Below are 24,134 nucleotides of genomic sequence, written 5' to 3'. Positions count from 1 at the left end.
ATGATGTCACTGTGTCCATGATGGCACTGCGTCCATGATGTCACTTGGGCGCCGGGATCCGCTGCGCGCTGATCCACGCGTCGGCGCGCTCCCAGTTCTCGTAGAGCCAGCGGACGCGGGCGTCGCGGTCGCCGGGGATGTCCTCGGCGGGGACGCGCCACCAGCGGGCGCGGACGGGGCCGGTCAGCGGGACGCGCCGCCAGATGTCCCCGGCGGTGGCCATGTGGTCGAGCCCGCAGTGCGCGACGAACACCACGTCGGCGCTGGGGGCGGATTCCAGCGCGGCCAGCACGCCGCCGGGGCGCGGCGGCATGACGTTGCGCATCGCGGCGGCGCGGGTCGCCTCCTCCGCGCGCTTCATCCGGCTCAGCCGGCGGATCGCGCGGCGGCGGCGCTCCGGCGAGAAGTTGCCGCCCTCGGGGAAGATCAGCAGCGCCTCGCGTCCGGCGAGGCCCTCGGCGAGCCGGCCGACGGCGCCGGCGGCGCCGCCCGGGGTGACGAACACGTTCGGCACCCGGTTGGCGACGATGTCGATGCAGGGGTCCAGCTGGAGCATCGCCTTCATCACCACGCGGGGGCGGCGGCGGTACTCGCTCAGCAGGTGGTGGACGATCAGGAGCGCGTCGCCCGGTCCCGCGTGCCGGCTGAGCACGATCAGGGGGCGGTCGCCGCCGGAGCCGTCCCACGTGCCGTCCACCTCGACGTCCAGGCCGAGCCGCCGCTGCGCCGACGCGTAGAGGGCGCCGACATAGCGGCCGATGATGTCGTAGTTCCGGTCGTCGTGGGCGCGGCCGCGGAGCCACAGCCATCCGCACTCCAGGACGGCCGCCGTCTCCCGGGTCCCCCACGTGAAGGTGAACCACAGCAGGCGCAGGGCCCGCTTCCGCTCGCGTCCGGCCAGATACGCCACCGCGTAGGCGACCGGGAACAGCACCACGACCAGGAAGGTCAGGATGAACAGCAGCGGCGTGCACACCAGGCGGCGCACGATTCGGGGTGGCAGCATCTCACGCTCGTTCTTTCAGATACTCCAACGATGCCTGATAGGCGCGTTCGATGTGACCCCGGATTCCGGACGCGTTCCTGTAGCGGACCTGGGTGAGGTCCACTCCGGCCTTCTGCGACCTGGCCCCGGCGGGCATGACGTGGACGGTCAGGCCCTCCGGGAGGGTCGCCATCTCCTCGAAGAACCGGTGCCGGCGCGCGATCTCGAACGCGACGAGGCCGACCTCCCAGGGCCAGCGCGGGGGTGCGAGGTCGCGTTCGATCCGCCCGACGTGCAGGACGTAGATCTCGGTGGCGCCGAGCATGACGGCCCGGCTCACCGGGATGCTGTGGACGAGCCCGCCGTCGTAGTAGTGCCGCTCCCCGATCCGGACGGGCGGCAGGAGCCCCGGCGCGGCCGACGACGCGAGCACCGCCGGGACCAGCGGGCCCTCGGTGAACCAGTGCGCCATCGCGGTCTCGATCCCCGCGGCGACGCACTGGAACGGGACCTCCAGCTCCTCGAACGACGGGGCGGGGAGCAGCTCGTCCAGCATGCGGCGCAGCGGCTCGTTCGAGTGCAGGTGGGTACCGGACCGGGCCAGCCGCCACAGCCGGGAGATGAAGGGTGAGCCGAACACCTCGCGGACGGACTCGTCCGACCACAGGCTGGTGAGCCGCTCGACCGCCGCGTCCGGTCCGGCCGCGACGAGCACGCCGTTGAGCGCGCCGATGGACGTCCCGACGACGAGGTCGGGGCGCACGCCGGTCTCCCGCAGCGCCCGGAGCATGCCGACCTCGTGCGCGCCGAGCACGCCTCCGCCCCCGAGGACGAACGCCACCCGCGGCTCCCGTTCCACCCGCTCTCCCTTCGCGCTCCGCCAGTCGGGCGCTGGAAGCAGCCTCACCCGTAGGAAACGGGATAAACGGGCCGGGGAGCGCGGTGGCCGTGACCTGCGGGTCCGTGATCCGCACGGCTGCCCGAGGGGGCCGGCCGCCCTGGGGGTAAGGCGGGCGACCGGCCCCCGGCGGGACGTCCGTCAGCGGCGGACGCGGGTCTTCAGGCCGTAGCCGTAGGGGAACAGCGGCCGGTAGTCCCGGTCGCCGACGTTGATCGGCTCCTGGCCCTCCCTGGTGGGCCAGGTCACCGACAGCCTGCCGGTGAACGGGCGCTTGCCGAACAGGACGTCCGCGACGCCGGCGCCCTCGCTGCCGGGCAGCCAGGACATGACGAACGCGTCCGTCTTCGGCAGCTGGTCGGTGACGATCTGCGGGCGTCCGGCGACGTCCAGGACGACGCAGGTCCTGATCGCCGAGCAGACCTTGTCGATCGCGGCCTTGTCCGCGTCGGACAGGTTCAGCGTGTGGCCGTTGCCGACGTCGCCGACGCCCTCCGCGTAGGGCGTCTCGCCGACCACCACGATGCCGACGTCACTGCCGGCGGTGGGCGCCGAGGCGTCCTCGCTGTAGGTGACGTGGGACGAGTTCTGCTTGATGCCGTCCAGGATCGTCGTGCCCGGGATGATGTCGCCGGATGAGCCCTGCCACGTGACCGTCCAGCCGCCGGCCTGGTTGCCGATGTCGTCGGCGTTGGTCCCGGCCACGTAGATCCGCTGGTTCTTCTTCAGCGGCAGCGCGTTCCCGGAGTTCTTCAGCAGGACCTGCGACTTGGCGACGGCCTCGCGGGCGACCGCGCGGTGCTCGGGCGACCCGATCGTCTTGGCGTTGCTCCGGTCGGTGTAGGGGCGCTCGAACAGGCCGAGCTCGAACTTCGCCTTCAGGATCCGGCCGACCGCGTCGTCGATCCGCGCCATCGGCACGCGGCCCGCCTGCACCTCCGCGAGCAGCGTCTGGACGAACTGCGGCGCGCTGTAGGGCTCCATGAACATGTCCATGCCGGCGTTCACGGACGTGCGGACCTGCGTGGCGTAGTCGCCCGGGATCTGGTGGATGGCCTCCCAGTCGCTGATGAGGAAGCCGTCGAACCCGATCTTCTGCTTGAGGACGTCGGTCAGCAGCTCCTTGCTCGCGCTCATCTTGACCGGGTTGCCGACGCCGTCCTCCTTCCAGTCCACGCTGGAGAACGACGGCATGATGCTGCCGACGCCGTACTTCTTGACCGCCACGACGTAGGGGGCCAGGTCGACCGCGGCGAAGTGCTTGCGGTCGGTGACGGTGACGCCCTGGTCGATCGTGTACGTCCCGCTGGTGGACGACCCGAACACCGTGTCGCCGTCGCCCGCGTAGTGCTTGGCGGACGCCAGGACGTGCCGGTTCGTGGCCAGGTCGCTCTTGCGCCGTCCTTGGAAGCCCTCCAGGCCGGTCTCCATCTGGATGACGAGCCGCGGGTCCTCGCCGAAGCTCTCGTACGCGCGTCCCCACCGCAGGTCACGGGTGACGCAGACGCAGGGGGCGAACGCCCACTGGGGGCCGGTCGCCCTCGTCTCCATGGCCGTGATCTGCTCCTCCCGGCGGACGAGGCCGGGGTCGCGGGTCGCGCCCATCGCGATGTTGTGCGGGAAGACGGTGGCGCCGACGAGGTTGTTGTGGCCGTGCACCGAGTCGATCCCGTACAGCAGCGGGATCTTCAGGCGGGTGGCGAGCGCCTTGGACTGGTAGGCGTCGACCATGTCCGCCCAGCCCGCGGGGGTGTTGTCGGCGGGCACCGATCCGCCGCCGGACAGCACCGACCCGAGGGCCAGCTTCGTGATCTGGTCGCGGTCGCCGTCGATGGCGCCGCGCTCGGCCTGCGTCATCTGGCCGACCTTCTCCTGCAGCGTCATGCGGCCGAGCAGGTCCTGCACCCGCTGCGCGACGGGGAGCCGCGGGTTCAGGTAGGCCGCCCGCTGGGGCGCCTCGGCCAGCGCGGGCTGCGCCGCCAGGGCCGACGGCAGGGCGGCGACGGTCGCGAGCGCGACCAGTGATCGCCCGATCCGGGTGGCGATGACACGTCTGTGGGAGTGTGGCAACTCGTCCCTCCTGGGTCGCTCCGAAGGACGCCGCGCGGCCCGGCGGACCGCGCGCGGCCGGACGCCGGGGTCATGGCTCGCCCGGACGGCCATGACCCCTGCGCCGGCGACGTCATCTGGAACCTCCCCCGGCGCCCGGCCGGCTGTCAATGGATCTTCACAGCACCGGCCGCCGCCTTGTGGAAATCATGGAAGAGGGCTTGACGGGTACTAAATTCACAAGTTGAATCATGGGCCGAACTAAGCCGCTGGCACGGGTGGGCCCGCACATCCCCGCCCACCCGGCCACCGCGTCCCGAGAAGCGGACGCAGGCATCGAGAAGCGGGCGGACGCCCCTGAAGGCTCCGCCGCACCACCCCCGCTGACCACACCCGGCCACCGGCGGCCTCGCGGCACAGGCCGGGACGGGCGCCCCGTCGGCCGGCGGGTGAGAATCGGCCGGCGGGGCGCGCCGTCATCCGGGGTGGCTCAGGATCGGGTCACGCCGACGGGCCGCCGCCCTCCCCGCGCTCCTCCAGGTGCGGGCCGCGTGCGCCGTCGTCACGCGTGACCTCGATGCGCTCCTTGCGGAGCTCGCCGCGCACCGTCTGCTCGTCCTGCACCTGCTCGGTGCGGAGCCGGACGCGCTCGACCGGCACGGTCTCCTTGGTGATGACCGGGCGCTCCTCGTAAAGGATGATCTCCTGGTCGGCCTCGGAGATGGTCACCTTCGGGTCCGGGCCGCCGCCCGTGATGGGCTCCCGGTCGATCCGGATCTCCTCGTGCGAGACCGGGATCGTCTGCTCGACCATCTCGGTCTCGATCCACTTGCGCACCCGGACGCGGCCGGCCTCGTGCCGCTCGGTGCCGATGCGCATCTGCTCCTCGGACCGGGTGATCTCGGTCATCGGCGCCTCCGCGCCCTCGCGCGCCGACTGGGGCGGCATGGTCCGCCCGGGAGCCCGCTCGCCGGCCGCGCCGCGCTTGCCGCGCTCGGGGTGGACGGCCATACCCGCGGGACCGGTCGGTCCCGGGGGGTATGCGCTGCCGGCCGTGTCGGCACGGCCTTCGGGCTCCGCGGCGCCGGTTCCGGCCGTGCCCGCGGTCTCGGCGGCGCCCTTCGGCGGGGCGGTGCCCGCGGGGCGGGTGGTCTCACTCGTCTCGGTGGTGCCGGCCGTGCGCGCGCTCTCGGTCGTCTCGGACGTGCCCGTCTCCCCGCCGGTGCGGCGGCCGGCCGGGGGACGCACGCCGTAGTGCCTGTACAGGTCCACGATCTGCGCATGCGACAGGTGCTCGTCGGCATCGACGTTCGGCGCGCCCTTGATGGTCTCCTTGTCGTAGGGGACCTGCAGAGTGTCCTGCCCCTTGCGGGCCCCGGACAGCGGGACGAAGCTCTCACGCATGCCGAACCAGCCGGTGTGCACGGTCACCCACTCCGGGGACCCGGAGTCGTCGTTGAGGTAGACCTGCTTGACCGTGCCGACCTTCGTCCCATGGGTGTCGGTCACGCTCATGCCCATGAGCTCCCGCACCTGTGTCTGCGTCTGCACGTTGAGCACCTCCGCTTCCGTGAACGCTCCCGGACGGCGGGGGGCAGGGGGGAGGCGGTGCCCGCCACTCGGTAGCAGTGTTCTATTTCATCCCAAGTTGCCGCATTACCTGCTGCTTTTCCGGATAGGGTCGCTATAAACGTGTTTGCAGAGTTATGGGGGACGATTTACCAAGTTCTTGCCCCGCACGCCGGCCCCCTCGCAGCCCGCTTTCTCCGCATATATCCGCAAGCGTCCAATTTCCGAATGACGCCTTTGTCGATATGGTGATCATTTTATCCGATTGCGGTTTTTATCACCCCGCTCCGCGCGAAGACTCCGAGCAACGCTTCCACACATTCGGAGAACCGATATGCGCGACATTTCACGAGCGGTGCGGCGGCCATGGACGGGGCCCGTCGCGGTTGCGGCCGCGGCGTCCGCCGTCCTGGCGTGCACGTCGTTCACGGAGGCCGGGGCCGCGCCGGTCCGGCGCCCGCCCACCTGGTGCAGGCCCGGCGGGATGCTGACCGCCCGCACCATGCCGCAGAAGATCAAGATCGCCGACTGCGACCTGCGCGGCCGGACGGTGCGCGGCGCGAACGGGCTCGCGGCGGTCGTCCCGTCCGACGGGACGTCCCTGGTGGCGCACACGCTGCGCACCGACGGCGGCGCCGAGCTGCGCATCGAGGTGGACGACCGGGCGGGTGAGATCAGCATCGGCACGCACGCCGGGCGGGAGCCGGCGGGCAGGCCCCGCCGGTTCCGGGCGCCGTCGGACGGATGCAAGGACGACGCGTACCGTCCCGAACCCAGCAAGTGGCCGAAGGGCACCGCCGTCCGGTGGAACTACTACGCGGGCGCGGCCAGGCTGCCGAGGAAGCCCATCGCCGACGGCGTCGCCAACATGGCCGGCGCCCGGACCGACTGCACGGGCGCGGGCCGCTTCACGCCGCCGCCCGCCGTGACCGAGCGATACGCGGGGGAGACCAACCGCCGCCCGAACGTGACGGGCGGCGCCACCTGCGGGACCCGGGACGGGGTCAACACGTTCGGCTGGCTGGCCATGCCGAACGCGGACACCCCCGTCCTCGCGGCGACCTGCGCGTGGTTCAACGGCCCGACGACGGTCGAGACGGACATGGCGGTCCAGGCGCAGGGCAAGCGGTGGTGGACGGGCGGGACCTGCCCGGCGGGACACTACTCCGCCGAGGGGGTCGCGACCCACGAGGCGGGCCACGTCTTCGGCCTCGCCCACGTCGAGGGCACCGAGCACGCCGGGCTCGCGATGACGCCGTTCCTCAGGTCCTGCGACGACGGGCCCACCACCCTCGGCAAGGGCGACTACGAGGGGCTGATCGCGCTCTACGGCAGGCGCTGAGCCGAGCGGCGGCGCGCCGGCCCGGCCTCCGGCCGCGGACGGGCGCGCCGCGGAGGTCAGCGCCCTGAGTCGATCTTGCCGACGACGACGAGGCGGTGCCGGTCCGAGCCCTTCGGCGTGCAGGTGATGAGCGTGACGTACTTGCCGTGGGGCTCGCTGGCCCGCTTGAACGGCACCGCTTCCAGGGCCCGCCGGTCCCTCGGGTCGATGACGCGCTTGGCCCGCACCCTGTACACGTAGGACGCGCGGCCCACGCGCAGGACGATCCGGTCACCGCGCCGCATCCTGTCGAGCCGGTTGAACGGGTGCAGCCAGGTCGTGCGGTGGCCAAGCAGGACGGTGTTGCCCTCCTGCCCGGGCAGCGCCGTCCCCGGATAGTGGCCGACGCCGCGCCGCAGCACCGCCGCGCCGACGCCCTGCCTGACGCTCGTCTTCAGCCGCATCCGCCTGATCCGGATCTGCGCGATCACCGCGCCGGCCCGCGGCCGCGCCGCAGCGACCACCGCCGAACCGGTGACCGCCGCACGGCCGGAGCCCGCCACCGGAGCGGCATGCGCCCCGGAAACGCCGATGACAGGCACGGCGCAGCACGCGACGAAGGCCGCCGCACACAAGGCCCTTCGGTCGAGCATGATTCCCTCTCCATCAATCAAGACCGCCCCCGGCATCAGGCCCGTCCCGCCGCCAGGGCCGCGCCGCCATCGCGGTCACGCCGGCACCGCGTCGGGTCGCACCGGGGCATGTCGGCTGCCGGGGTCGTGCCGGCTGCCGGGTCGTGCCGGCTGTTGGGTCGTGCCGGCATGGGAAGGGGCGACACGTCTGCCGCCCCTTCTCCGCTGCTCGTCGGCCGCGGGTCGTCACCCAGGCCGACGCGTGCTCAGTGCGTGGGTTGAGAGCCGAGCGTGGCGGGCGCGTCCTGGCCCGCGGGCGCCGTCGATCCGGTCTGGCCGGGCTGCGCCTCCCCGCCGGGCAGCTTCACGGCTCCCGTGATCTTGTTCAGGAGCCTCTTCAGTGCGGGCAGAGGGGCCGCGCTGCGCTGGCTCGGAGCAGTGCCCGCACTGCGGTGGTTCGGAGCGGCTTCGGCGATGCGCTGGTTCGGGGCGGCGTTCGCCGTGCGGGAGCCGTCCGCGCGCAGCGTCGAGGGCAGCTTCTTGTGCTTGCCCGCCGGACGGTGCTTGTGCTTGCACGGCTTCTTCTTCGGAGCGTGGCAGCAGCGCGGGTGCCCCTTGTGCCCGTGCTCCTCGTGCCCGTGCTCCCTCACGATGCCCGCCCCGCCCTTGCACTCCGCCTCCGCGAAGCCGAACAGGGAGAGGGCGTTGCCGCACGCGTTGATCGGCATGCTGATCGGCGCGAACACCTGGTTGCCGTTCAGCAGCCCGAAGTTGCCGGCGGTGGTCATGTTCACGCTGCGGACGTCGCCGTGCCCATGGCCGTGCCCGTGCCCGTGCTTGTCGCAGTGCTTGTGCCCGTGCTCGTGGCAGTGCTTGTGCTCGTGGCAGTGCTTGTACCCGTGCTCGTGACCGTGCTTGTTGCAGTGCTTGTGCCCGTGGCCGTGCTTCTTGCAGTGCTCGTGGCATTCCTTGTGCCCGTGCTTGTGCCCGTGCTTGTGGTCGCCCTCCTTGATGAACGCGCCGCCCTTGCACTTGGCGCGGGCGATCCCCCCGATCGCGAGGGCGTTGCCGCACACGTTGATCGGCATGCTGATCGGCGCGAACACCTGGTTGCCGTTCAGCAGCCCGAAGTTGCCGGTGCTCGTCATGTTGACGCTGCGGACGTCGTGCGAGCCGCCGTGTGCGCCGCCGTACGCGCCCTCGACGGCGAGGGCCGGGACCGAGGTGGTGAAGGCGGCTCCGACGGCGAGGGCGCTCGCGGCCACCAGGGCGGCGCGGCCGGTGTTCCTGGACCAGATGCGCATGATGTATTGCTCCTGTCGGTTCGTTGCGAATCGTTGATCGGTGGTGATCGCTGCGCGGCACCGTGCGGGTGGGCGCAGCCCTGGCAGCGGCCATGCGCGGCCGTGCCTTCCGGGAAAGATCTGCGTTCCGGGAAAGATCTGCGGGTTCCGGAAAGATCCAGATGAGGGCGGGCGGCGTGCGTCGCGCACGCGGCCGCCGGAAGCCGGCCGTTCACGGCCGGGCGGGGGCGTCTAGTCGGGGACGATGGCCGGGCCGCCGGGCGCGGCCACGTCGCTCAGCGCCGTGCGGCGGAAGGTCCCCGTGTCCGCGGCGGACGGCGCCGCCGGGTACCGGTTGTTCAGCAGGTCGGCGACCGGGGCGAACGGGTGCCCGCCCGCCGAGCCGCCGCCGCGCGAACCGTCCGGACCGGACGGCAGCGCGGGGTCGGGCGACGGGGTGCGGTGGTCGCCCCCGCAGCCGGGGCAGAGGTCGGCGCGCTCTTGCGCCGGCACGCCAGCGGTCGCCGTGAGCGGGACGGGAGCGTACCGGGCGTGCGCCTTCGCGGCGTGCGCCGCCTTGTCCCGTGCCTGCTCGGCATCGGGCTGGGCAGCCTCGGGCCCCGGCTGCGCTTCGGGCGCCTGCTGGGCGTCGGGCGGGAGACCGCCGTGCAGAAGGGGCTGCCGCTCCGTCCCCGGGGGGACGATGCCCGCGAGGACGGGTTGGCCCTGAAGAAGACCGCCCACCTGCGGTACGCCCGCCTCGTCGACCACGTTCACCACATGGCGTACGGCCCGGTCCTTGCCGTCGAGCACGTCCTGCTGCCGCGCCCGGAGGTACCGGACGGGGTGGCCGCCGATCTCCCCCACACCGCCGGAGACGGCGCCGGAGACGGCACCGATCGGACTTTCGACGTTCCGGACCCGCCCGGGAGTGACGTCCGGGGCGCCATGGCCCGGGGCGCCATGGCCCGGGGCGTCGGGGCCGACGGCGGGTCGATCGGTCTGCTCGGCACGCTCGGCGGCGAACGCGGAATGGGTCAGCGCGGAGAGCGCGATCCAGCCGGCGAACGCGAAGCCCGCGATGGCCGCCAGCCGCGCCAGAAAGGGAAGGAGGGCGTGCCGCGGCCGACCCTGCGGGCGATTGACCCCGCGGTGGATCGGCACTGAATGCACAGCCGTTTCCCCTCGTCGCCGCGACCCGTTCAGGCCGGTTTTCTGGGTCCGGGCGTCCCGGACGGCATGAACGTAGCACCGCGATGGAGGCGATCAAGGAGCCATTGCTTCGGCTTCCGCCATGTCTCCCCATCATTTACTCTGGCATTGATCCGCCTTTTGTCGCGGCCGGTTTCCGGGACCCTGTCGTTCGTTTTGCCAGGCTCTTTCTTTTTGTGGGGACGCAGGCGCTCACCTCGGGGATCCGGTGCCCTGGCGGCACCGCCGGGCCCCGCCCGCTCGCCGGACGTCCGGGAGAAGCATGGTGGACGGTATCCGTGCGCTACATTCAGTGAACGGACGGTCACTCCCGCACCATCCCCACCGAGGAGCCTGCGATGATCGATCCCTCGTCCGCGATGGCGCGCCTGCTGCCCGCGCGGTCCCACCGCCCCCGCCGCGAGACCCGCCGGTTCGTCACCCGCGCCGACGCCGACCTCATCCTGCTCTCCGGCGTTCCCACCGGTCAGAGCGCGCCGCAGCGGCGCGGCCGGTCGGGCGCGTGGACGCTGTACTCGCGCCTGGAGTGGTCCGTGGCCGTCGCCAAGGCCGAACGCGCCCGCCGCCGGGCGCGCCCGCCGTGGACGTAGGGCGCCCGGCCGTTTCCGGAAGACCGAAAGCCGGCGGGCGCCCTGGGCGTGCCCGCCGGCCGGAGGAGGATTCTTCTACCGCTGGGAGGCGCCCGGCTCCAGCAGCCCTGTCGGCCGTCCCACCGGGACGCGCACGCGCGGCGTCCGCCGGACGATGTGGTGCGCGATCCGCCGCGCGGCGAAGTCGGCGCCGTGCACGAACCGCATGACCGGCCCGAAGGTGTACGCGGCGGCGAGGCCGGCGAAGTAGAGCCCGGGCGTCGAGGCCTCGAAGTCCCGGCTGAGCACCGGCGCGCCGAGCCGGGTCGCGATGCGGCCGCGCAGCTCCGGCGAGAGCAGGGCGAGCCGCTCCAGGTCGGGGACGAACCCGGTGGCGGCGATGACGTGCTCCACCTCCGTGACGAGGCGGCGCCCGTCGTGGTCGGTCGTGGTGAGGGCGATGCCGTCGTCCTGCTCGACGGCCTTGGCGAGGCGGCGGCCGGTCGAGACGCGGATGCGCTCGTCGAGCCGGTCGCGCAGCCACCAGGCGCCCGCCGGCGGGAGCGTCTCGCGGACGATCCGCTGCCGGGTCCGCTCCGGCAGGTACCGGACGAGCCCCGGCCGCTCGGCCCACACCCACGTCCGGTAGCCGGTGCCGAGCCCGGACCTCGGGCCCTCCAGCAGCCTGGAGCGCAGCGGCCGGTTCTCCTCGGGGACGGTGTTCCAGTCCAGGACGCGCCGCCGGGCGATCAGGTGCGGCCGCGCTCCCGCGTCGGCCAGCAGCACCGCCGTCTCCAGCGCGGACTGACCGGCGCCGACGACCGCGACCTCCTTGCCCGCGAACAGGCCGAGGTCGCTGTGGGCGCTGCTGTGCGAGACGAGCCAGGACGGCATCCCCGCCAGCTGGTCGGGGATGTGCGCGAACGGCCCGACGCCGACCGCCACGACCACCGCGCGCGCCGCGATCGTCTCGCCCGACGAGAGCGTGACGCGGTAGCCGCCCGCCCCCCGCTGCTCGACGTTCACGACCTGCGCGTCCTCGGTGCCCGAGACGGCCTCGGCGGCGAACCAGCGCCCGTACTCCACGAACGTCTCCAGCGGGATCGGGTGCCCGACCCGCCAGCCCGGATGGCGGTCGGTGAACCGCATGCCCGCCTGCGGCGCCCCGAGGCTGGAGGCGGCCGGCTCGGACTTGAGGTACATGCCGAGCGGCATGTTCTCGTCCCAGAACCGCATCGGCTCGCCGATGACCCGGACGCCGAGCCCGATGTTCTGCAGGTAGGCGGCGGTCGACAGGCCGTAGGGCCCGGCGCCCGCGATGACGACGTCGCTGGCCGAGTCGCTCATGTTCCATTCCCCCGTGTGTTCGTGTGTTACCTGGTGCGGAGCCGCTCGACCGCGCGGAGCGCGCTGCGCCGTCCCATGGCGAGGAAGGGCGGCAGGTCGTCACCGGCGAACCAGGCGAACTCGTCGGCCTCCCGCAGCGGCCGGAGGGCCTCCCGCAACGACCAAAGCCGCCCCCGCGCCCCGCTCCCGACAGACGCCTCCGCCCCGGCATGCGACTGCGCTCCAGAACGGGGCGGCGCTTCAGAGCTCACCGCCGTTCCAGGACTCGCCGCCGTTCCAGAACTCGCTGCAACTCCAGGACTCTCCGAAGCTCCGGGACTCGGTGGTATTCGAAGGCTCGTTGCCTCTGTGCTTGCCGGTGTTTCAAAGCTCGCCGGTGTTACGCGACCCGCTGGTTCTCCGGGGCTCGGCGGCGTTCCGGGGCTCGCCGGAGTTACATGGCCCGCCTGTCCTCCGGGGCCCGCCTGTCCTCCGGGGCTCGACGAGACTCCGGGGCTCAGCGGTGTTCCAAGGCTCGCCGGTGCCGCAGCGCCCGCCGGTGCCGCAGCGCCCGCCGGTGCTGCAGCGCTTGCCGGTGTTACATGGCCCGCCTGTCCTCCGGGGCCCGCCTGTCCTCCGGGGCTCGACGAGACTCCGGGGCTCGACGGTGTTCCAAGGCTCGCCGGTGCCGCAGCGCCCGCCGGTGCTGCAGCGCCCGCCGGTGCTGCAGCGCTTGCCGGTGTTACAAGGCTCGCCGGTGTCGCAGCGCCCGCCGGTGTCGCAGCACTCGCCGGTGTTACAGCGCTCGCCGGTGTCGCAGCACTCGCCGGTGTTACAGCGCCCGCCGGTGTTACAGCGCCCGCCGGTGTTACAGCGCCCGCCGGTGTCGCAGCGCCCGCCGGTGTCGCAGCGCCCGCCGGTGTCGCAGCGCTCGCCGGTGTCGCAGCGCTCGCCGGTGTTTCAAGGCCCCCTGGCGCTTCAGGGCCCGGCGGCACCCCAAGGCTCGGCGGGGGTTCGGGGCGTGGGCGGCGGGTCGAGTGGGCGAGGTAGTGGTTTTCGACTAGCAGGTTGCGGCCGTGTGCGGGGCGCGGAGGGGGGACGGGGCGGCCTGACTGGTGCAGGTGCATGGCGCGGGCGAGGTCGAGGCCGTCCAGGTCGGTGAACAGGCGGAACTGCGCCCCGATCCGGGGGTTGAAGTCCAGCAGGTGGTACTCGCCGGTGCGCGCGTCGAGCCGGAAGTCGAGGTCGACGAGGCCGCGGCAGCCGAGCAGCCGGACGATCCGGACCGAGAGGCGTTCGAGGTCGGGGCTCTCCACCCACTCCCCCGCGACCGTGTGCCCGGCCTGCGGAGGGTGGGCGAGGTGCTTGCGCCCGACCCCGCCGAACAGGCAGTCGCCGTTCTCGTCGAAGTAGCCCTGGAAGAACCAGTCGCCGCCGGCGGGCGGGATGCGCCGCTGCAGGATCAGCGGGCCCGCTCCGCCGTTCGGGCCCTCGGCCGCGTCCCTGCCCGGGATGCGGTCGCGGGTGGCGGCGAACAGGCGGTGCAGTTCGCCGAGGGTGGGCACCAGCGTGGTGCTGCGCATGCCGGGGCGCAGCCGCCAGGGGCGCGCCCACTTGGCGATCAGCGGCAGCCCGAACGCGGCGGCGGCCTCGTCGACGTCGGCGGCCGACTCCGGCAGCAGGCTCGGCGGGCACGGGACGCCGTGCCGCCGGCACGCCTCCAGCAGCCGTGCCTTGTCGGCGACGCCGCGAGGGGCGGCGGGATCCTGGCGGGGGAAGACGAAGTGGGCGTCCAGCCCGTCCGCGTGCTCGGCGGCGAAGATCGCCCCCGCGTCGTCCATGGGGACGAGCAGCGCGGGGCGGCCGATCCGCTCGCCGATGGCCCGCAGGTGGGCCAGCAGGTCGTCCGGCCGCTCGACGGGCGGCCCCCAGGGGTGCCCCCGGAACAGGTAGCGGGAGCGGGACGACGGGTTGGCGCGCCCCTCCAGGACGGCGTGCACGGGGACGCCGCCCCGGCCGAGGCTGCGGATCACCGCGAGCGTCCCGTGGTGGAAGAGGTTGCGGTCGGTGCGCAGCAGCAGGGCGGGAAGGCCCGGGTCGAGGCGCACGGTGTCGAGGCGCACGGTGTCGGGACGCGCGGTGCGGGGCCTGGCTGTTCGCGGCGGGGCGCCGAAGAACATTAGCTCAGCCCCATTCCCTCTTATCACAGCGCACGGCATCCCTTCCGTAAATTTTCGCGTGTTCCGCCCGACCGGCTTTTTCGCGGCGGGCTCCCGAGGGAATACGATACGCATGCGAGCAGCGGATATCCATTCAACGGGACGGCCGTTCGAGCCCCGGCGGAAAAGGCCGCCGTTCTGGTGTCCACTCCCTCCTATTCTGGCCGCATCCGTGGTTTTGTTCGCGTTGATGGTGTCGGCGCTGTCGACATGGCAGCAGCCGCGGGCGGTCCACCGATGGACGGCCCACGTGCCGCTGGGGGCGTTTCTCGGTTCGGGCCCGGAGGGAGTGGACCGGGTGGCCCGCTTCGAGCGCTGGCTCGGCTCGACGGTGACGGTCGGGCGCACGTACCTGCCGGGCCACCGGTGGGAGGACATCGAGGGACCGCAGCGGATCCTGGAGCCGTGGGCGCACTGGAAGGCCGCCGACCAGCGCCGCATGCTGGTCGTCAACGTCCCGATGATGGCCCCGAACGAGGGCTGGCTCCCGGCCGAGGCGCTGGCCGGCCTGCTGCGCGGCGGCGCGGCGGGCACGTTCGACCACCACTACCGGACGCTCGCCGAGCGGCTCGTCTCCCTGCACGCGGGAGACTCGGTCATCGTCCTCGGCTGGGAGATGAACGGCGATTCGTACTCCGGGCGGTGCGCCCCGGATCCGTCCGCGTGGAAGGAGTACTGGAGGAGGATCGTCGGCGCCATGCGCGCGGTTCCCGGCGCGCGGTTCCGCTTCGATTTCGCGCCGGCGCGGGGGCGGGACGCGATCCCGTGGACGGACTGCTATCCGGGTGACGACGTCGTCGACATCATCGGATCGGACAGTTACGACCAACCCCAAGGAAAGTCGTTCCAGGATTACGTGGACGAGCCGTACGGGCTGCGCCGGCAGGCGGAGTTCGCGGCCGCGCACGGGAAGCGGATCTCATTTCCGGAATGGGGCCTCTTTCGCAATTCTGACAACCCCGCCTTCATTCGGGGAATGCACGACTGGATCACGTCGCACGACGTCGTCTATCAGACGATCACGGACTACTGCCCGCACGGGGTCTGGTCGTGCGGCGGCAACCCGCGCTCCTCCGCCGCCTACCGGGAGCTGTTCGGCGGCGTGACCGCCCCGCCGCCCTCGGGCAGCGGGCCGTTCACCCCCACCCCGGCCACCTCCGCCCCGGCCACTTCCGCCCCGGCCGCCTCGACCGCTCCGAGCTCCGCACCGTCCGCGCCTCCGGTGCCCTCGCCCGAGGCGCCCCCCGTCAAGCCGGCCGTCGAACCGTCCGCCAAACCGCCGGCCAGGCCGCCGTCCAAGCCGCCGTCCAAGCCCTCGGTCAAGCCGCCTTCCAGGCCGTCCGCCAAGCCGGCGAAGCCGCGCAGACCGCCGTGGAAGGGGCCGCCCGCCACAGCGCGCGCGTCCACCAGGGCCGCGTCCACCAGGGCCGCGTCCACCAGGGCCTCCGCCGGGGTCTCTCCGAGCCCGGCCACGTCGCGGGTGACGGCCGCGAGGAGGGCCACCGTCCGGCCGATGTCGTAGGCGGCGGACGCGGCGGACGCCGCGCGCCCCTCCCGCTCGGCGATCTCGGGGAACAGCAGCCGCCCGGCCATCTCCTCCGCGAGCGCGGCGGGGTCGTCCGCGGGCACCAGCGCCCCCAGCCCCGGACGGACCACCTCGGTGATGCCCGGGATGTCCGTCCCGACGAGGGGCCGCCCGGTGGCGAGCGCCTCCAGCGCGGTCAGCGGCAGCCCCTCCCACCGGGACGGCAGGACGACGAGGTCGGACGCCGAGAGCCAGTCGCGCGGGTCCTCCACGGCCGGGACGAACCGGACCCCGGCCACGCGCTCGCGGCGCAGCCGCTCCAGGTCCTCGCCGTCCCCGACGACGGCGAGCCGGGCGGCCGGGCAGCGCGCGGTGACGCCGGGCCACGCCGCGACCAGGACGTCCTGCCCCTTCTGCCGGGTCAGCCGCCCGATGCAGACCGCGAGCGGCGCGGCGGGCGGCAGGCCGAGCCGGATGCGGGCGGCGAGGCGGGCGGCGCCGTCGGCGGGCCTGAACCGGCGCCGGTCGACGCCGTTGCGGACGAGCCGGTACGGGCCGCGCACGCCCGCCCGCATCCCCTCGCGCAGCTCGCCGATGCCGACGCAGACCAGGGCGTCGCTCCACCGGGCGCCGAGGCGCTCCCACAGGCGGCTGAGGGCGTCCTGCCGCCCGGTGGCGGCGAGCCACGACCAGCCGTGCGGCTGGAAGATCGTCGGCGTGCCGAGGGGGCGGCGCAGCAGCCGCCCGGCGAGGCCCGCCTTCGAGGAGTGCAGGTGGACGACGTCCGGCGCGAAGCCCTTCACCAGGCGGCGCAGGCTGAGCGCCTCCAGGACCGTGCGGGGTCCCGGGGCGCGCCCGGCGTTCCAGCTGAGCCAGGGCACCCCCGCCGCCATGCACCGCTCGGGCAGGTCGCCGCCCGGCGGGCAGGCGACCGCCACCTCCCAGCCGCGCCGGCGCTGGTCGCCCGCCGCCTGCCCGACGTAGACGGCGACCCCGCCCGCGTTCGGCTGGCTGACGTGCAGGATCCGCAGCGGGCCAGTGTCCCGCGGGCCAGTAACCCGCGGGCCAGTAACCCGCGGGCCAGCATCCCGCGGGTCAGTGTCCCGCGGGTCAGTCATGGAGGAGCCAGGGCGAGCCCTCGGCCCGGCCGCGGGTCCCGGCGCGGCCGGGGGCGCCGGCGAGGCCGCGCGCTCCCGTCCCCCCGCGCCGCCGCTCCGCCAGGTACCCGCGGGTCCGGGCAAGGCCGGCGTACGCGGCGGCCGGGGCGGACCGCCCGAGGATGATCCGCTCGTTCCGGACGGGCGTCGGCCGCCATTTCAGCTTGTACGGCTCGTCGCCGCGCAGGAGGCTGACGCCCTGCCGCCGCCGGTCCCGGGCGAGGGCGAGGTTCTCGCGCAGCATCATCAGGGAGACGTCCACGCAGGACCGCAGGTCCGGGAGCGCCCCGTACAGGTAGGCGCCGACGTGGCGATGGCCGATCAGGACGAGGTCGCTGGCGACCAGCCGGCCGTCCCACCGGTACTGCACGACGGCGGCGCGCCCGTCGCGGACCATCCCGGCGGCGGCCTCGGCGAGGTGGCGGCGGAACCGCTCGCGGGTGTGCTCGGGGTTGATCGGGCGGCCCCGCCACTGCCGGGCGTGCAGGTCGAGCAGCGCGTGGACGGCGTCCGGGACCTGGTCCGCGGGGACATGCTCGGCCGTGATGCCCCGGATGTCGATCTTGCGGAGCTTCGCGCGCATCTTCCCGGCGGTGCGGCCCGGGAGCCCGTCCAGGACGGCGTCGATACCCCCGCCGACGCCCCCGCCGGCGCCGGCCGTCGACAGTTCGAGGCAGACCGAGGACGGCGTCCGCCACGCCCGGCGCGGCCATTGCGCCGCCACCAGGTGCGCCGCCGAGCCGGGGCGGACCTCCCGCAGGTCGAGCGCGCACCATCCGCGCTCGTCCAGCAGGGCCCGGACGAGGTGCCGGACGGCGCCGTCCGCGTGGACGGGGTCGAGGAGGAAGTCGGTGAAGTCGCTCTGGTCCGCGGCGATCGGGACGAGCACCGGGAACCCGTGCCGGGCGCCCGCCGCCAGCGGTGCCGCCGCGACGAGCCGGCCGCGGTACCGGACCGTGACGAGGCGGAGCCGCCCGCGCGTCCCGTACCAGCCCCACCACGCCCTGATCCACTCGCAGGTCTGGAAGGGCGTTGCGGACGGGCTCCGGTCGTATAGGTCGCGCAGGTCGTCCGCCAGCGCGACGAGGGCCTGCTCGTGGCGGTGCACCTCGGCCGACCACTCGGTGGAGGCGCTCCAGGACGAGGCGGCGAGCCGCGAGGGCGCGGTCACGGTCACGGGCCCACCTCCACCCGGCCGGCGGGGACGGGGTCGGGGAGGGCGGCGGTGGTGGTGGCGCGGCCCTTCTCCCTGCGGCCGGGGCGTCCGCGCCGCCCGCTCATGACGGCTGCGGTGAGCCCGGCGAGCAGGACCCCCGACGCGGTTCCGACGGCGACGCCGAGCGGCAGGTTCGGCGACGACGGTTCGACGGGCGGCTCGGCGAGCGTCATCAGCGCGACGCGGACGCCGGTGTCGGTGCGGTGGGACGTCCCGTACCGGACGAGCGCGTCGGCCGCGGCGTTGGCGAACGCGGCGGCCTCGCGGGCCGTCCCGCCGACGCCCGCGAGCTTGATCAGCGGCGTGTCCGGCGAGGTGGACGCCTGGATGTGCGCGCGGGTCGACCCGCCCGCGTCCGGCAGCGGGAGCGAGGAGTAGGCGAGGGTCTCCGGGAGCGGCGCGAGCCGCCCGAACGCCTGCGCGAAGCTGACCGCGGCCGGGCCGGACTGGCCCTCCCCGTCGTCCACGACCATGACGAACGCCGTCGCGGTGTAGGTGGTGGGCGCGAACACGGCGTACCCGAGCCCGCCGAGCAACCCGGCGAGCACGAGGGCGACGGGCAGGCCGAAGCGCCGCGCCGCCGCGGCGATCCGCCCGCGCAGCCGCCGCGTGGCCGGGGTGGACCGGCCCGCCCGCCTGGTCGGCCTCGGCGGCCTCCTCCTGGCGTCACGTCGCTGCATCTTGAGCCCTTTCTCGTGTCGGTGCGGCCCCGCGGTCCAACCGCTCGGGGCGGTAGAGCCGGGCGAGCTCGGCGGCCTGCTCGGCGATGGCGTAGCGGGCGACGGCCGGCGGCACCCGCGTACGGTCGCGGGGTGCGCGCAGGACGCGCCCGAGTTCGGCGCTCCAGATCCCGGGGTCGGAGGGGAGGCGGCGGGCGTCGGGGGCGTCGGCGGGCGGGAGGGCGTCGATGGCCGGGCACGCGGTGTAGCGGACGGGCAGCCCGGCGGCCAGCCCCTCCAGGACGCCGAGCCCGAACGTCTCCTGGACGGACGGCGCGGCGAGCACGTCCATGGCGGCGAGGGCGCCCGCGACGTCCGCCGTCGCCCCGGCGAAGACGACGCGCTCGGCGATGCCGAGGTCGCGCGCCGACCGGGCGAGCTCCTCCCGCAGCGGGCCCGCGCCGACCAGCAGCAGCCGGACGCCGTCCGATCCCGCGCCGTCCATCCGAGCGCCGTCCATCCGAGCACCGTCCATCCGAGCGCCGTTCAACCTCGCGACGGCCTCGATCAGCAGGTCGAACCGCTTGCCCGGGACGAGCCGCCCGACGCCGCCGACGACGGGCTCGTCCGGGCCGATCCCGAAGCGGCGGCGCACCGCGGCGCGCCGGGCGGGGTCGAACGCGAACGCGGCGGCGTCGACGCCGTTCGGGATCACGACGATCCGGCCGGGCCGCACGCCCCAGGCGCACAGCCGGGCGGCCACGGCGGGCGACACCGCGACGGTCGCGGAGCCCAGCCGCTCGGTCGCCCGGTACAGGGCCTGGACACCGCGCGTGGTGGCCCGTCCTTCGATGCGGCCGTCGCCGAGCGAGTGCTCGGTGGCGATGATGCGGGGCGTCCCGGCCATGCTCATCCCGGCCAGGCGCGCGGCGATCCTGCCGTAGACGCACGCCCGGTAGAGATGGGTGTGGACGACGTCGTACCGTCCCCGGCGGATCAGCCGGACCAGCCGCGGCAGCGCCCCGAGGTCCCGGTTGCCGCGCATCCCGATCTCGTGGACGGGCACGCCCGAGCGGCGGATCTCCGCGCCGACGGCCCCGGCCCGGGTGAGGGTCGCGACCTCGCAGGACACCGGCAGGTGGCGCAGCAGCGCCGCGAGCTGGCGTTCCGCGCCGCCGTAATCCAGCCCGGTGATGACGTGCAGGACCCGGGTCACACGCGGCCCCTCCGCCGCAGCTCGTGGAGGACGAGCTTGGCGCGCAGCCGCAGCGGGCCGTCCCGGTCGCCGACGTAGGTGCGCGGCAGCGCGTGCCGTCCCGGCTCCTCGGGCCGGATGTCGCACGCGTAGTCGTACCCGGCGGCGCGCACGGCCTCGACCTCGCGGGCGGTGGCGTGCCCGTACGGGTAGGCGAAGCCGGTGACCGGGGCCTCGACGAGGTCCTCCAGGACCGCGCGGCTCTCCTCCAGTTCCTCGCGCAGTTCGGTGCCGTCCGCTTCGGGAAGCGAGACGTGGTGGCGGCCGTGCGAGGCGATCTCCACGCCGACGCCCGCCACGGCACGGATCTGCTCGGCCGTCATGAGCGGCTTGCGCGGACCGTCGTCCCACGCGTTGTAGGTGCCGATCCGCCCGGTCACGACGAACACCGTCGCGCCGAACCCGTACCGCACCAGCGCCGGGACGGCCCGGGTCGCGAAGTCGGCGTACCCGTCGTCGAAGGTGAGCCCGACCAGGCCGCGCGACCGGCCGGCTGCGTGCGCCTCCAGCAGTTCGCGCATGGAGACGCCGCGCAGGCCGTGCGCCCGCAGCCACGCCATCTGCCGCCCGAACCGCGCGAGCGACACCGTCACCAGGTGCGGGTCCTCATCGAAGTGGTCGACCGAGTGGTACATCAGCACCGGCGGCGCGTGCCGGACGGTCTGTCCCGTCCGCGCCGGCCTCGGCGGACGCCCCGGTCCGGCCGGACTCGGCGGCTCCGTCAGGCTCACCGGCCCGGGCGCGCTCCCCGGCTCGGGCATGCTTCCCGATTCCGTCAGGCTTCCCGTTTCCGGCAGGCTCTCCGGCTCCGTCAGGCTTCCCGGCCCCGTGAGAGAAGTCGGTTCTGTCGGCTTGCTCACTGCTCTCCCCCGATCCGATGCGACCGCGCCGAAGGCGCGCCCCGAGCGCGCCGAGCGGCCCTAAGGCGATCCGAACTCTTGAGGCGATCCGAACTCTTGAGGCGATCCGAACTCTTGAGGCGATCCGAACTCTTGAGGCGATCCGAACTCTTGAGGCGATGCGGAACTGCGAGGCGGTCCATGGGGCGACGAGGCCGGGTACCGCCAGGACGGCGAGGGCGGCGAAGGCGGCGGCCACCGCGAGCCCGCCTGCCGCCAGGTCGGCGATCGGCGGCGCGTCCACGGTCGCGGCGGCGAGCAGGCCCGCCGCGCAGGCCGCCGCGGCGGCGAGCCCGAGCCCGGCCACGTCGGCGGCGATCCGGCGCAGCGGGATCGGCGCGACCCCGCGCCGCAGCCCGGCGAGGAGCAGGACGGCGGCGAGGGTGATCCCGGTGGCGTTCGCGGCGGCCAGCGCGAGCGTGCCGGCGGACGCGGCGAACGCGGCGCCGATCGCCGCCGTGACGGCCAGTCCCGCGCCGAGCACGGCCGCCGGGCTCCAGGTCGGCCGCCTGCGCGCGAAGAACGCGCGGGCGGCGAGGCCGACCGCCGTCTGCCCCCACAGGCCGAGCGCGTACACGCGCAGGATGGCCGCGGTGCTCGCGGTGTCCGCGGACGTGAACTCGCCGCGCTCGAACAGCACCCGGATGACGGCCGGCGCGAGCGCCACGAGGAACGCGGTCGCGGCCAGCACCATCGCGCTCGCGACGGCCAGGTCCTGCCGGATGCGGCGGGCGACCTGCGCGGTGTCCCCGTCCGCCGACGCGCGCGCGAGCCTCGGGAACGTCACCGTCACGATCAGCAGCGACAGGACCATCGGCACCTGCGCGACCTTCTGCGCGTAGTTCAGGTGCGAGATCGACCCGGCGGCGAGCCCGGCCCCGAGGAAGCGCTCCACGAACACCTGCGACTGCCGCGTGACCGTGTAGACGACGATCGGGGCGATGGCCGCGAGGCCGAGCCGCACGTCCACGCTCCCCGACGGCGCCGCGTCCCGTCCCCCGGACGCTTCCCGAAGGCAGCGGACGAACGCCGGGGCCTGCACCGCGACCATCAGGACGCTGCCGCAGGCGACGCCGATCGCCGCGCTGGTGATGCCGACGGCGCCGGACAGGCCCGCGATCAGCGCGAGGATGCCGGTGTTGTAGGCGAGGTAGATGGCGGCGGGCGGCCCGAACCTGTGGTGGGCGCGCAGCGTCGCGCTCATGAAGCCCGCGAGGCCGAACGTCACGACGGTGACCGCCGTCAGCCGGACGCACCGGACGGCGGGTCCCTGCTCGGCCAGCCCGGGCGCGAGGACGTCCACCACGGCGGGCGCCGCGACGGCGAGCGCACCGGTGACCACCGACAGGCCGAGCACCATGCGGGGCAGCGTCGTGCCGACGAGAGGTCGCAGGCCGTCCCCTCGGGCGAGCAGCCGCGTGACGACCGGGACCATGAGCAGCGCCATGGCGTCCTCGATCAGCAGCGGCGAGACGGTCTCGGGGATCGTCCAGGCGACGAGGAACGCGTCGGTGCTGCCGCTGGCGCCGAACAGGTCCGCCATCACGAGGTCGCGCAGGAATCCGAGCCCCGTCCCGGCCGCGATGAGCACCCCCGACACCGCCGCGGCCCGCCCCACGGAACCCGCGACGGACTGGCCGCCTGCGGGCCGCTCAGGTTGAGGGCCGCCCTCACCGCGTCCGGTCATGGAGCCTCCCACCGGAGAGGTCGACCGTTCCGAGTGCGCAGGCCGCGGTGAAGCCGAGGATGACGCCGACGAGGGCGCATGTCGGTCCTCCGAGGTCCGCGTAGAGGAAGTTGACCAGCAGGAAGGCCATGAGCGCGACGCTCGCGAGCCAGAACGGGTCGCGGACGTCGCGGCGCGTCCACAGCCCGGCGACGATCATGGCGAGCAGCACGGCGAACCCGGCGAGCCCCACCACGCCCTGCTCGGACAGGAACAGCAGGTACTCGTTGTGCGGCGACAGGAGCGGCTGCCGGACGTAGCCGTTGACGGGGTCGTCGGTCTCGCTGCCGGACGACAGCTCGATCGTGGCGTAGGTGTCGCGGTAGGCCGGGAAGTTCTTCACGCCGACGCCGGCGACCGGGTGGTCCTCCCAGATCCGGACGGCCGCCGCCCACAGGTTGTAGCGGTCGTCCACGGACTGGTCCGGGTCGCTGACCGAGCCGACCGTCGACTTGGCGCGCTCGACGACCGCCTGCGAACCGCCGCCCCCCGCGCCGAGCAGGACGAGCATCAGAGCCCCGCAGCAGGTCAGCACCTTGACGGCCGTCCACCGGTCGAAGAGGACCAGGACCAGGACGGCGGCGGCGCCGAGCGCGATCCACGTTCCGCGGCTGAGCGCGAACGCCAGCGCGGCGGCCAGCACCGCGATCCCGGCGAGCGCGGACGGCACGGCCGCGGGACCGTGCCGGGGCGCCGTCAGCGCGAACGCGGTGAGCACCAGGAACGCGAACCCGACGACGATCGACATGGCCATCACGTCGAGCGCGCCGAAGGTGCCGACCGCGCGGATGTTCTGGCCGCCCATCGAGGCGCCGTTCCCGGTGAGCGCCTGCCAGATCCCGTACACCGCCTCCACGAGGCCGAGGCCGAGCACCGACCAGCAGACGACGCCGAGGTCGCGCCGGTCGCGGACCAGCACGACCACGGCGAGCGGCACCAGCACGAAGACCTGGAGGTCGCGGACGAACCCGACGAGGCTCGTGCCGATGTCGGCCGAGTGCACGGTGCTGATCCCGAGCGCCGCGATCAGCGGCCCGACCGCCAGCGCCGCCCGGCCGGGCAGTCGCGCCCGGCCTGTGGCCAGCATCCCCGCCGCGACGAGCACGAGCACGGCGCCGGCGACGTCCCCGAGCGTGACCTGCGCGCCGGCGCCGAACGGCTGCGCGCCGGGCGGGATCCCGACGCAGGCCACGGTCGCCGCGATCAGCAGGCTCGGGCGCCTCGGCAGCCGCCTCGCGAGATGCAGCGCGGCAGCGGCGGGCGGAGCACCGGCGGTCCGCTCCGCGCCGGCGGTGCGCGGACCGCCCGCCGTCTGCGCGGCAACCGCACCCCGTGCAGCCTCCGCGGCCTGGCCGGCACCCGCGCCCCGGCCGGCACCCGCGGCCTCCTCGGCATCCGCGCCCTGCTCGGCGCCCGCGGCCTGCACGCCCCCCGCGGCCTGCTCGACCCCCGTGGCCTGCTCGACCCCCGCGGCCTGCTCGGCACCTGCCGTCCGCTCGCCACCTACCGTCCGCTCGGCACCCGCGGCCTGCTCGGCACCCGCGGCCTGCTCGGCACCTGCCGTCCGCTCGCCACCTACCGTCCGCTCGGCACCCGCGGCCTGCTCGGCACCCGCGGCCTGCTCGGCACCTGCC

General features: G+C 74.2%; 20 protein-coding genes and 1 pseudogene. 4 read left to right on the top strand and 17 right to left on the bottom strand.

What is annotated here, in order from left to right; genetic code table 11:
- Nucleotides 1-40: 40 nt before the first annotated feature.
- From AB0C21_RS03630 to AB0C21_RS03615, 4 genes are all read right to left on the bottom strand, one after another.
- Complete coding sequence (locus AB0C21_RS03630) at nt 41-1,006, bottom strand: 1-acyl-sn-glycerol-3-phosphate acyltransferase (RefSeq protein ID WP_500202496.1); 966 nt, start codon at nt 1,004-1,006, stop codon at nt 41-43.
- Nucleotide 1,007: 1 nt separating this feature from the next.
- Nucleotides 1,008-1,844 carry a patatin-like phospholipase family protein gene (locus tag AB0C21_RS03625; RefSeq protein ID WP_500202495.1) on the bottom strand — a complete coding sequence of 279 codons (837 nt, stop codon included), beginning with the start codon at nt 1,842-1,844 and terminating at the stop codon, nt 1,008-1,010.
- Nucleotides 1,845-2,024: 180 nt separating this feature from the next.
- Nucleotides 2,025-3,953 carry a glycoside hydrolase family 3 protein gene (locus tag AB0C21_RS03620; protein ID WP_500202494.1) on the bottom strand — a complete coding sequence of 643 codons (1,929 nt, stop codon included), beginning with the start codon at nt 3,951-3,953 and terminating at the stop codon, nt 2,025-2,027.
- 480 nt (nt 3,954-4,433) lie between these two features.
- Nucleotides 4,434-5,483 carry a DUF2382 domain-containing protein gene (locus AB0C21_RS03615; protein WP_500202493.1) on the bottom strand — a complete coding sequence of 350 codons (1,050 nt, stop codon included), beginning with the start codon at nt 5,481-5,483 and terminating at the stop codon, nt 4,434-4,436.
- Between the two features lie 352 nt (nt 5,484-5,835).
- On the opposite strand from AB0C21_RS03615, the gene AB0C21_RS03610 reads away from it, so the two are divergent.
- On the top strand, nt 5,836-6,843 hold the full coding sequence (locus tag AB0C21_RS03610; RefSeq protein WP_500202492.1) for a matrixin family metalloprotease: 1,008 nt from the start codon (nt 5,836-5,838) through the stop codon (nt 6,841-6,843).
- A 56-nt stretch (nt 6,844-6,899) separates the two neighbouring features.
- On the opposite strand, the gene AB0C21_RS03605 is transcribed toward AB0C21_RS03610, so the two are convergent.
- The 3 genes from AB0C21_RS03605 to AB0C21_RS03595 all read right to left on the bottom strand — a co-directional run bounded on the left by AB0C21_RS03605 (nt 6,900) and on the right by AB0C21_RS03595 (nt 9,910).
- Nucleotides 6,900-7,475, bottom strand: a complete 576-nt coding sequence (locus AB0C21_RS03605; RefSeq protein WP_500202491.1) for a class E sortase — start codon at nt 7,473-7,475, stop codon at nt 6,900-6,902.
- Between the two features lie 245 nt (nt 7,476-7,720).
- On the bottom strand, nt 7,721-8,758 hold the full coding sequence (locus AB0C21_RS03600; protein ID WP_500202490.1) for a chaplin family protein: 1,038 nt from the start codon (nt 8,756-8,758) through the stop codon (nt 7,721-7,723).
- A 231-nt stretch (nt 8,759-8,989) separates the two neighbouring features.
- Nucleotides 8,990-9,910 (bottom strand): hypothetical protein, encoded by a 921-nt coding sequence (locus AB0C21_RS03595; protein ID WP_500202489.1) that lies wholly within the window; start codon nt 9,908-9,910, stop codon nt 8,990-8,992.
- Nucleotides 9,911-10,287: 377 nt separating this feature from the next.
- Here AB0C21_RS03595 and AB0C21_RS03590 point away from each other — a divergent pair, with 377 nt between their 5' ends.
- Nucleotides 10,288-10,539 carry a hypothetical protein gene (locus AB0C21_RS03590; RefSeq protein WP_500202488.1) on the top strand — a complete coding sequence of 84 codons (252 nt, stop codon included), beginning with the start codon at nt 10,288-10,290 and terminating at the stop codon, nt 10,537-10,539.
- A gap of 75 nt (nt 10,540-10,614) precedes the next feature.
- On the opposite strand, the gene AB0C21_RS03585 is transcribed toward AB0C21_RS03590, so the two are convergent.
- The 3 genes from AB0C21_RS03585 to AB0C21_RS03575 all read right to left on the bottom strand — a co-directional run bounded on the left by AB0C21_RS03585 (nt 10,615) and on the right by AB0C21_RS03575 (nt 14,762).
- The gene (locus AB0C21_RS03585) at nt 10,615-11,865 is read right to left on the bottom strand and encodes an NAD(P)-binding domain-containing protein (RefSeq protein ID WP_500202487.1); all 1,251 of its coding nucleotides are present in this window, start codon (nt 11,863-11,865) and stop codon (nt 10,615-10,617) included.
- Between the two features lie 26 nt (nt 11,866-11,891).
- On the bottom strand, nt 11,892-14,024 hold the full coding sequence (locus AB0C21_RS03580) for a carboxylate--amine ligase (RefSeq protein ID WP_500202485.1): 2,133 nt from the start codon (nt 14,022-14,024) through the stop codon (nt 11,892-11,894).
- 585 nt (nt 14,025-14,609) lie between these two features.
- Nucleotides 14,610-14,762 carry a hypothetical protein gene (locus AB0C21_RS03575; protein WP_200842022.1) on the bottom strand — a complete coding sequence of 51 codons (153 nt, stop codon included), beginning with the start codon at nt 14,760-14,762 and terminating at the stop codon, nt 14,610-14,612.
- On the opposite strand from AB0C21_RS03575, the pseudogene AB0C21_RS03570 reads away from it, so the two are divergent.
- Nucleotides 14,761-14,856, top strand: a pseudogene (locus AB0C21_RS03570) (hypothetical protein); the annotation flags it as partial. The gene AB0C21_RS03575 and the pseudogene AB0C21_RS03570 sit on opposite strands and share 2 nt — an antisense overlap.
- A 287-nt stretch (nt 14,857-15,143) precedes the next feature.
- Here AB0C21_RS03570 and AB0C21_RS03565 read toward each other — a convergent pair.
- Genes AB0C21_RS03565 through AB0C21_RS03535 form a run of 7 tightly spaced genes read right to left on the bottom strand, consistent with a single transcriptional unit; the run spans nt 15,144 to nt 23,692 of the window.
- Nucleotides 15,144-16,706 (bottom strand): glycosyltransferase, encoded by a 1,563-nt coding sequence (locus tag AB0C21_RS03565; RefSeq protein ID WP_500202484.1) that lies wholly within the window; start codon nt 16,704-16,706, stop codon nt 15,144-15,146.
- A complete protein-coding gene (locus tag AB0C21_RS03560; protein WP_500202483.1) occupies nt 16,699-17,922 on the bottom strand; it encodes a GNAT family N-acetyltransferase in 1,224 nt (407 codons plus the stop codon). The genes AB0C21_RS03565 and AB0C21_RS03560 overlap by 8 nt, the downstream gene beginning before the upstream one ends.
- The gene (locus AB0C21_RS03555) at nt 17,919-18,641 is read right to left on the bottom strand and encodes a hypothetical protein (RefSeq protein WP_500202482.1); all 723 of its coding nucleotides are present in this window, start codon (nt 18,639-18,641) and stop codon (nt 17,919-17,921) included. Before AB0C21_RS03555 ends, AB0C21_RS03560 begins: the two co-directional genes overlap by 4 nt.
- Nucleotides 18,628-19,836: a glycosyltransferase gene (locus AB0C21_RS03550; protein ID WP_500202481.1), complete on the bottom strand. Its 1,209-nt coding sequence runs from the start codon at nt 19,834-19,836 to the stop codon at nt 18,628-18,630. Before AB0C21_RS03550 ends, AB0C21_RS03555 begins: the two co-directional genes overlap by 14 nt.
- Nucleotides 19,833-20,510 (bottom strand): polysaccharide deacetylase family protein, encoded by a 678-nt coding sequence (locus tag AB0C21_RS03545; protein ID WP_500202861.1) that lies wholly within the window; start codon nt 20,508-20,510, stop codon nt 19,833-19,835. Before AB0C21_RS03545 ends, AB0C21_RS03550 begins: the two co-directional genes overlap by 4 nt.
- Nucleotides 20,482-22,461: a lipid II flippase MurJ gene (locus tag AB0C21_RS03540; RefSeq protein WP_500202480.1), complete on the bottom strand. Its 1,980-nt coding sequence runs from the start codon at nt 22,459-22,461 to the stop codon at nt 20,482-20,484. The genes AB0C21_RS03545 and AB0C21_RS03540 overlap by 29 nt, the downstream gene beginning before the upstream one ends.
- Nucleotides 22,445-23,692 (bottom strand): O-antigen ligase family protein, encoded by a 1,248-nt coding sequence (locus AB0C21_RS03535; RefSeq protein WP_500202479.1) that lies wholly within the window; start codon nt 23,690-23,692, stop codon nt 22,445-22,447. Before AB0C21_RS03535 ends, AB0C21_RS03540 begins: the two co-directional genes overlap by 17 nt.
- Nucleotides 23,693-23,740: 48 nt before the next feature.
- On the opposite strand from AB0C21_RS03535, the gene AB0C21_RS03530 reads away from it, so the two are divergent.
- Nucleotides 23,741-24,134 (top strand): hypothetical protein (locus AB0C21_RS03530; protein WP_500202478.1); only part of this gene is annotated, 394 nt, incomplete at its 3' end.

Source organism: Spirillospora sp. NPDC049024, assembly GCF_040649235.1.
GTDB lineage: Bacteria > Actinomycetota > Actinomycetes > Streptosporangiales > Streptosporangiaceae > Spirillospora.
The sequence above is the reverse complement of the archived record's forward strand: the minus strand, read 5'-3'. Positions and strand labels throughout refer to the sequence as shown.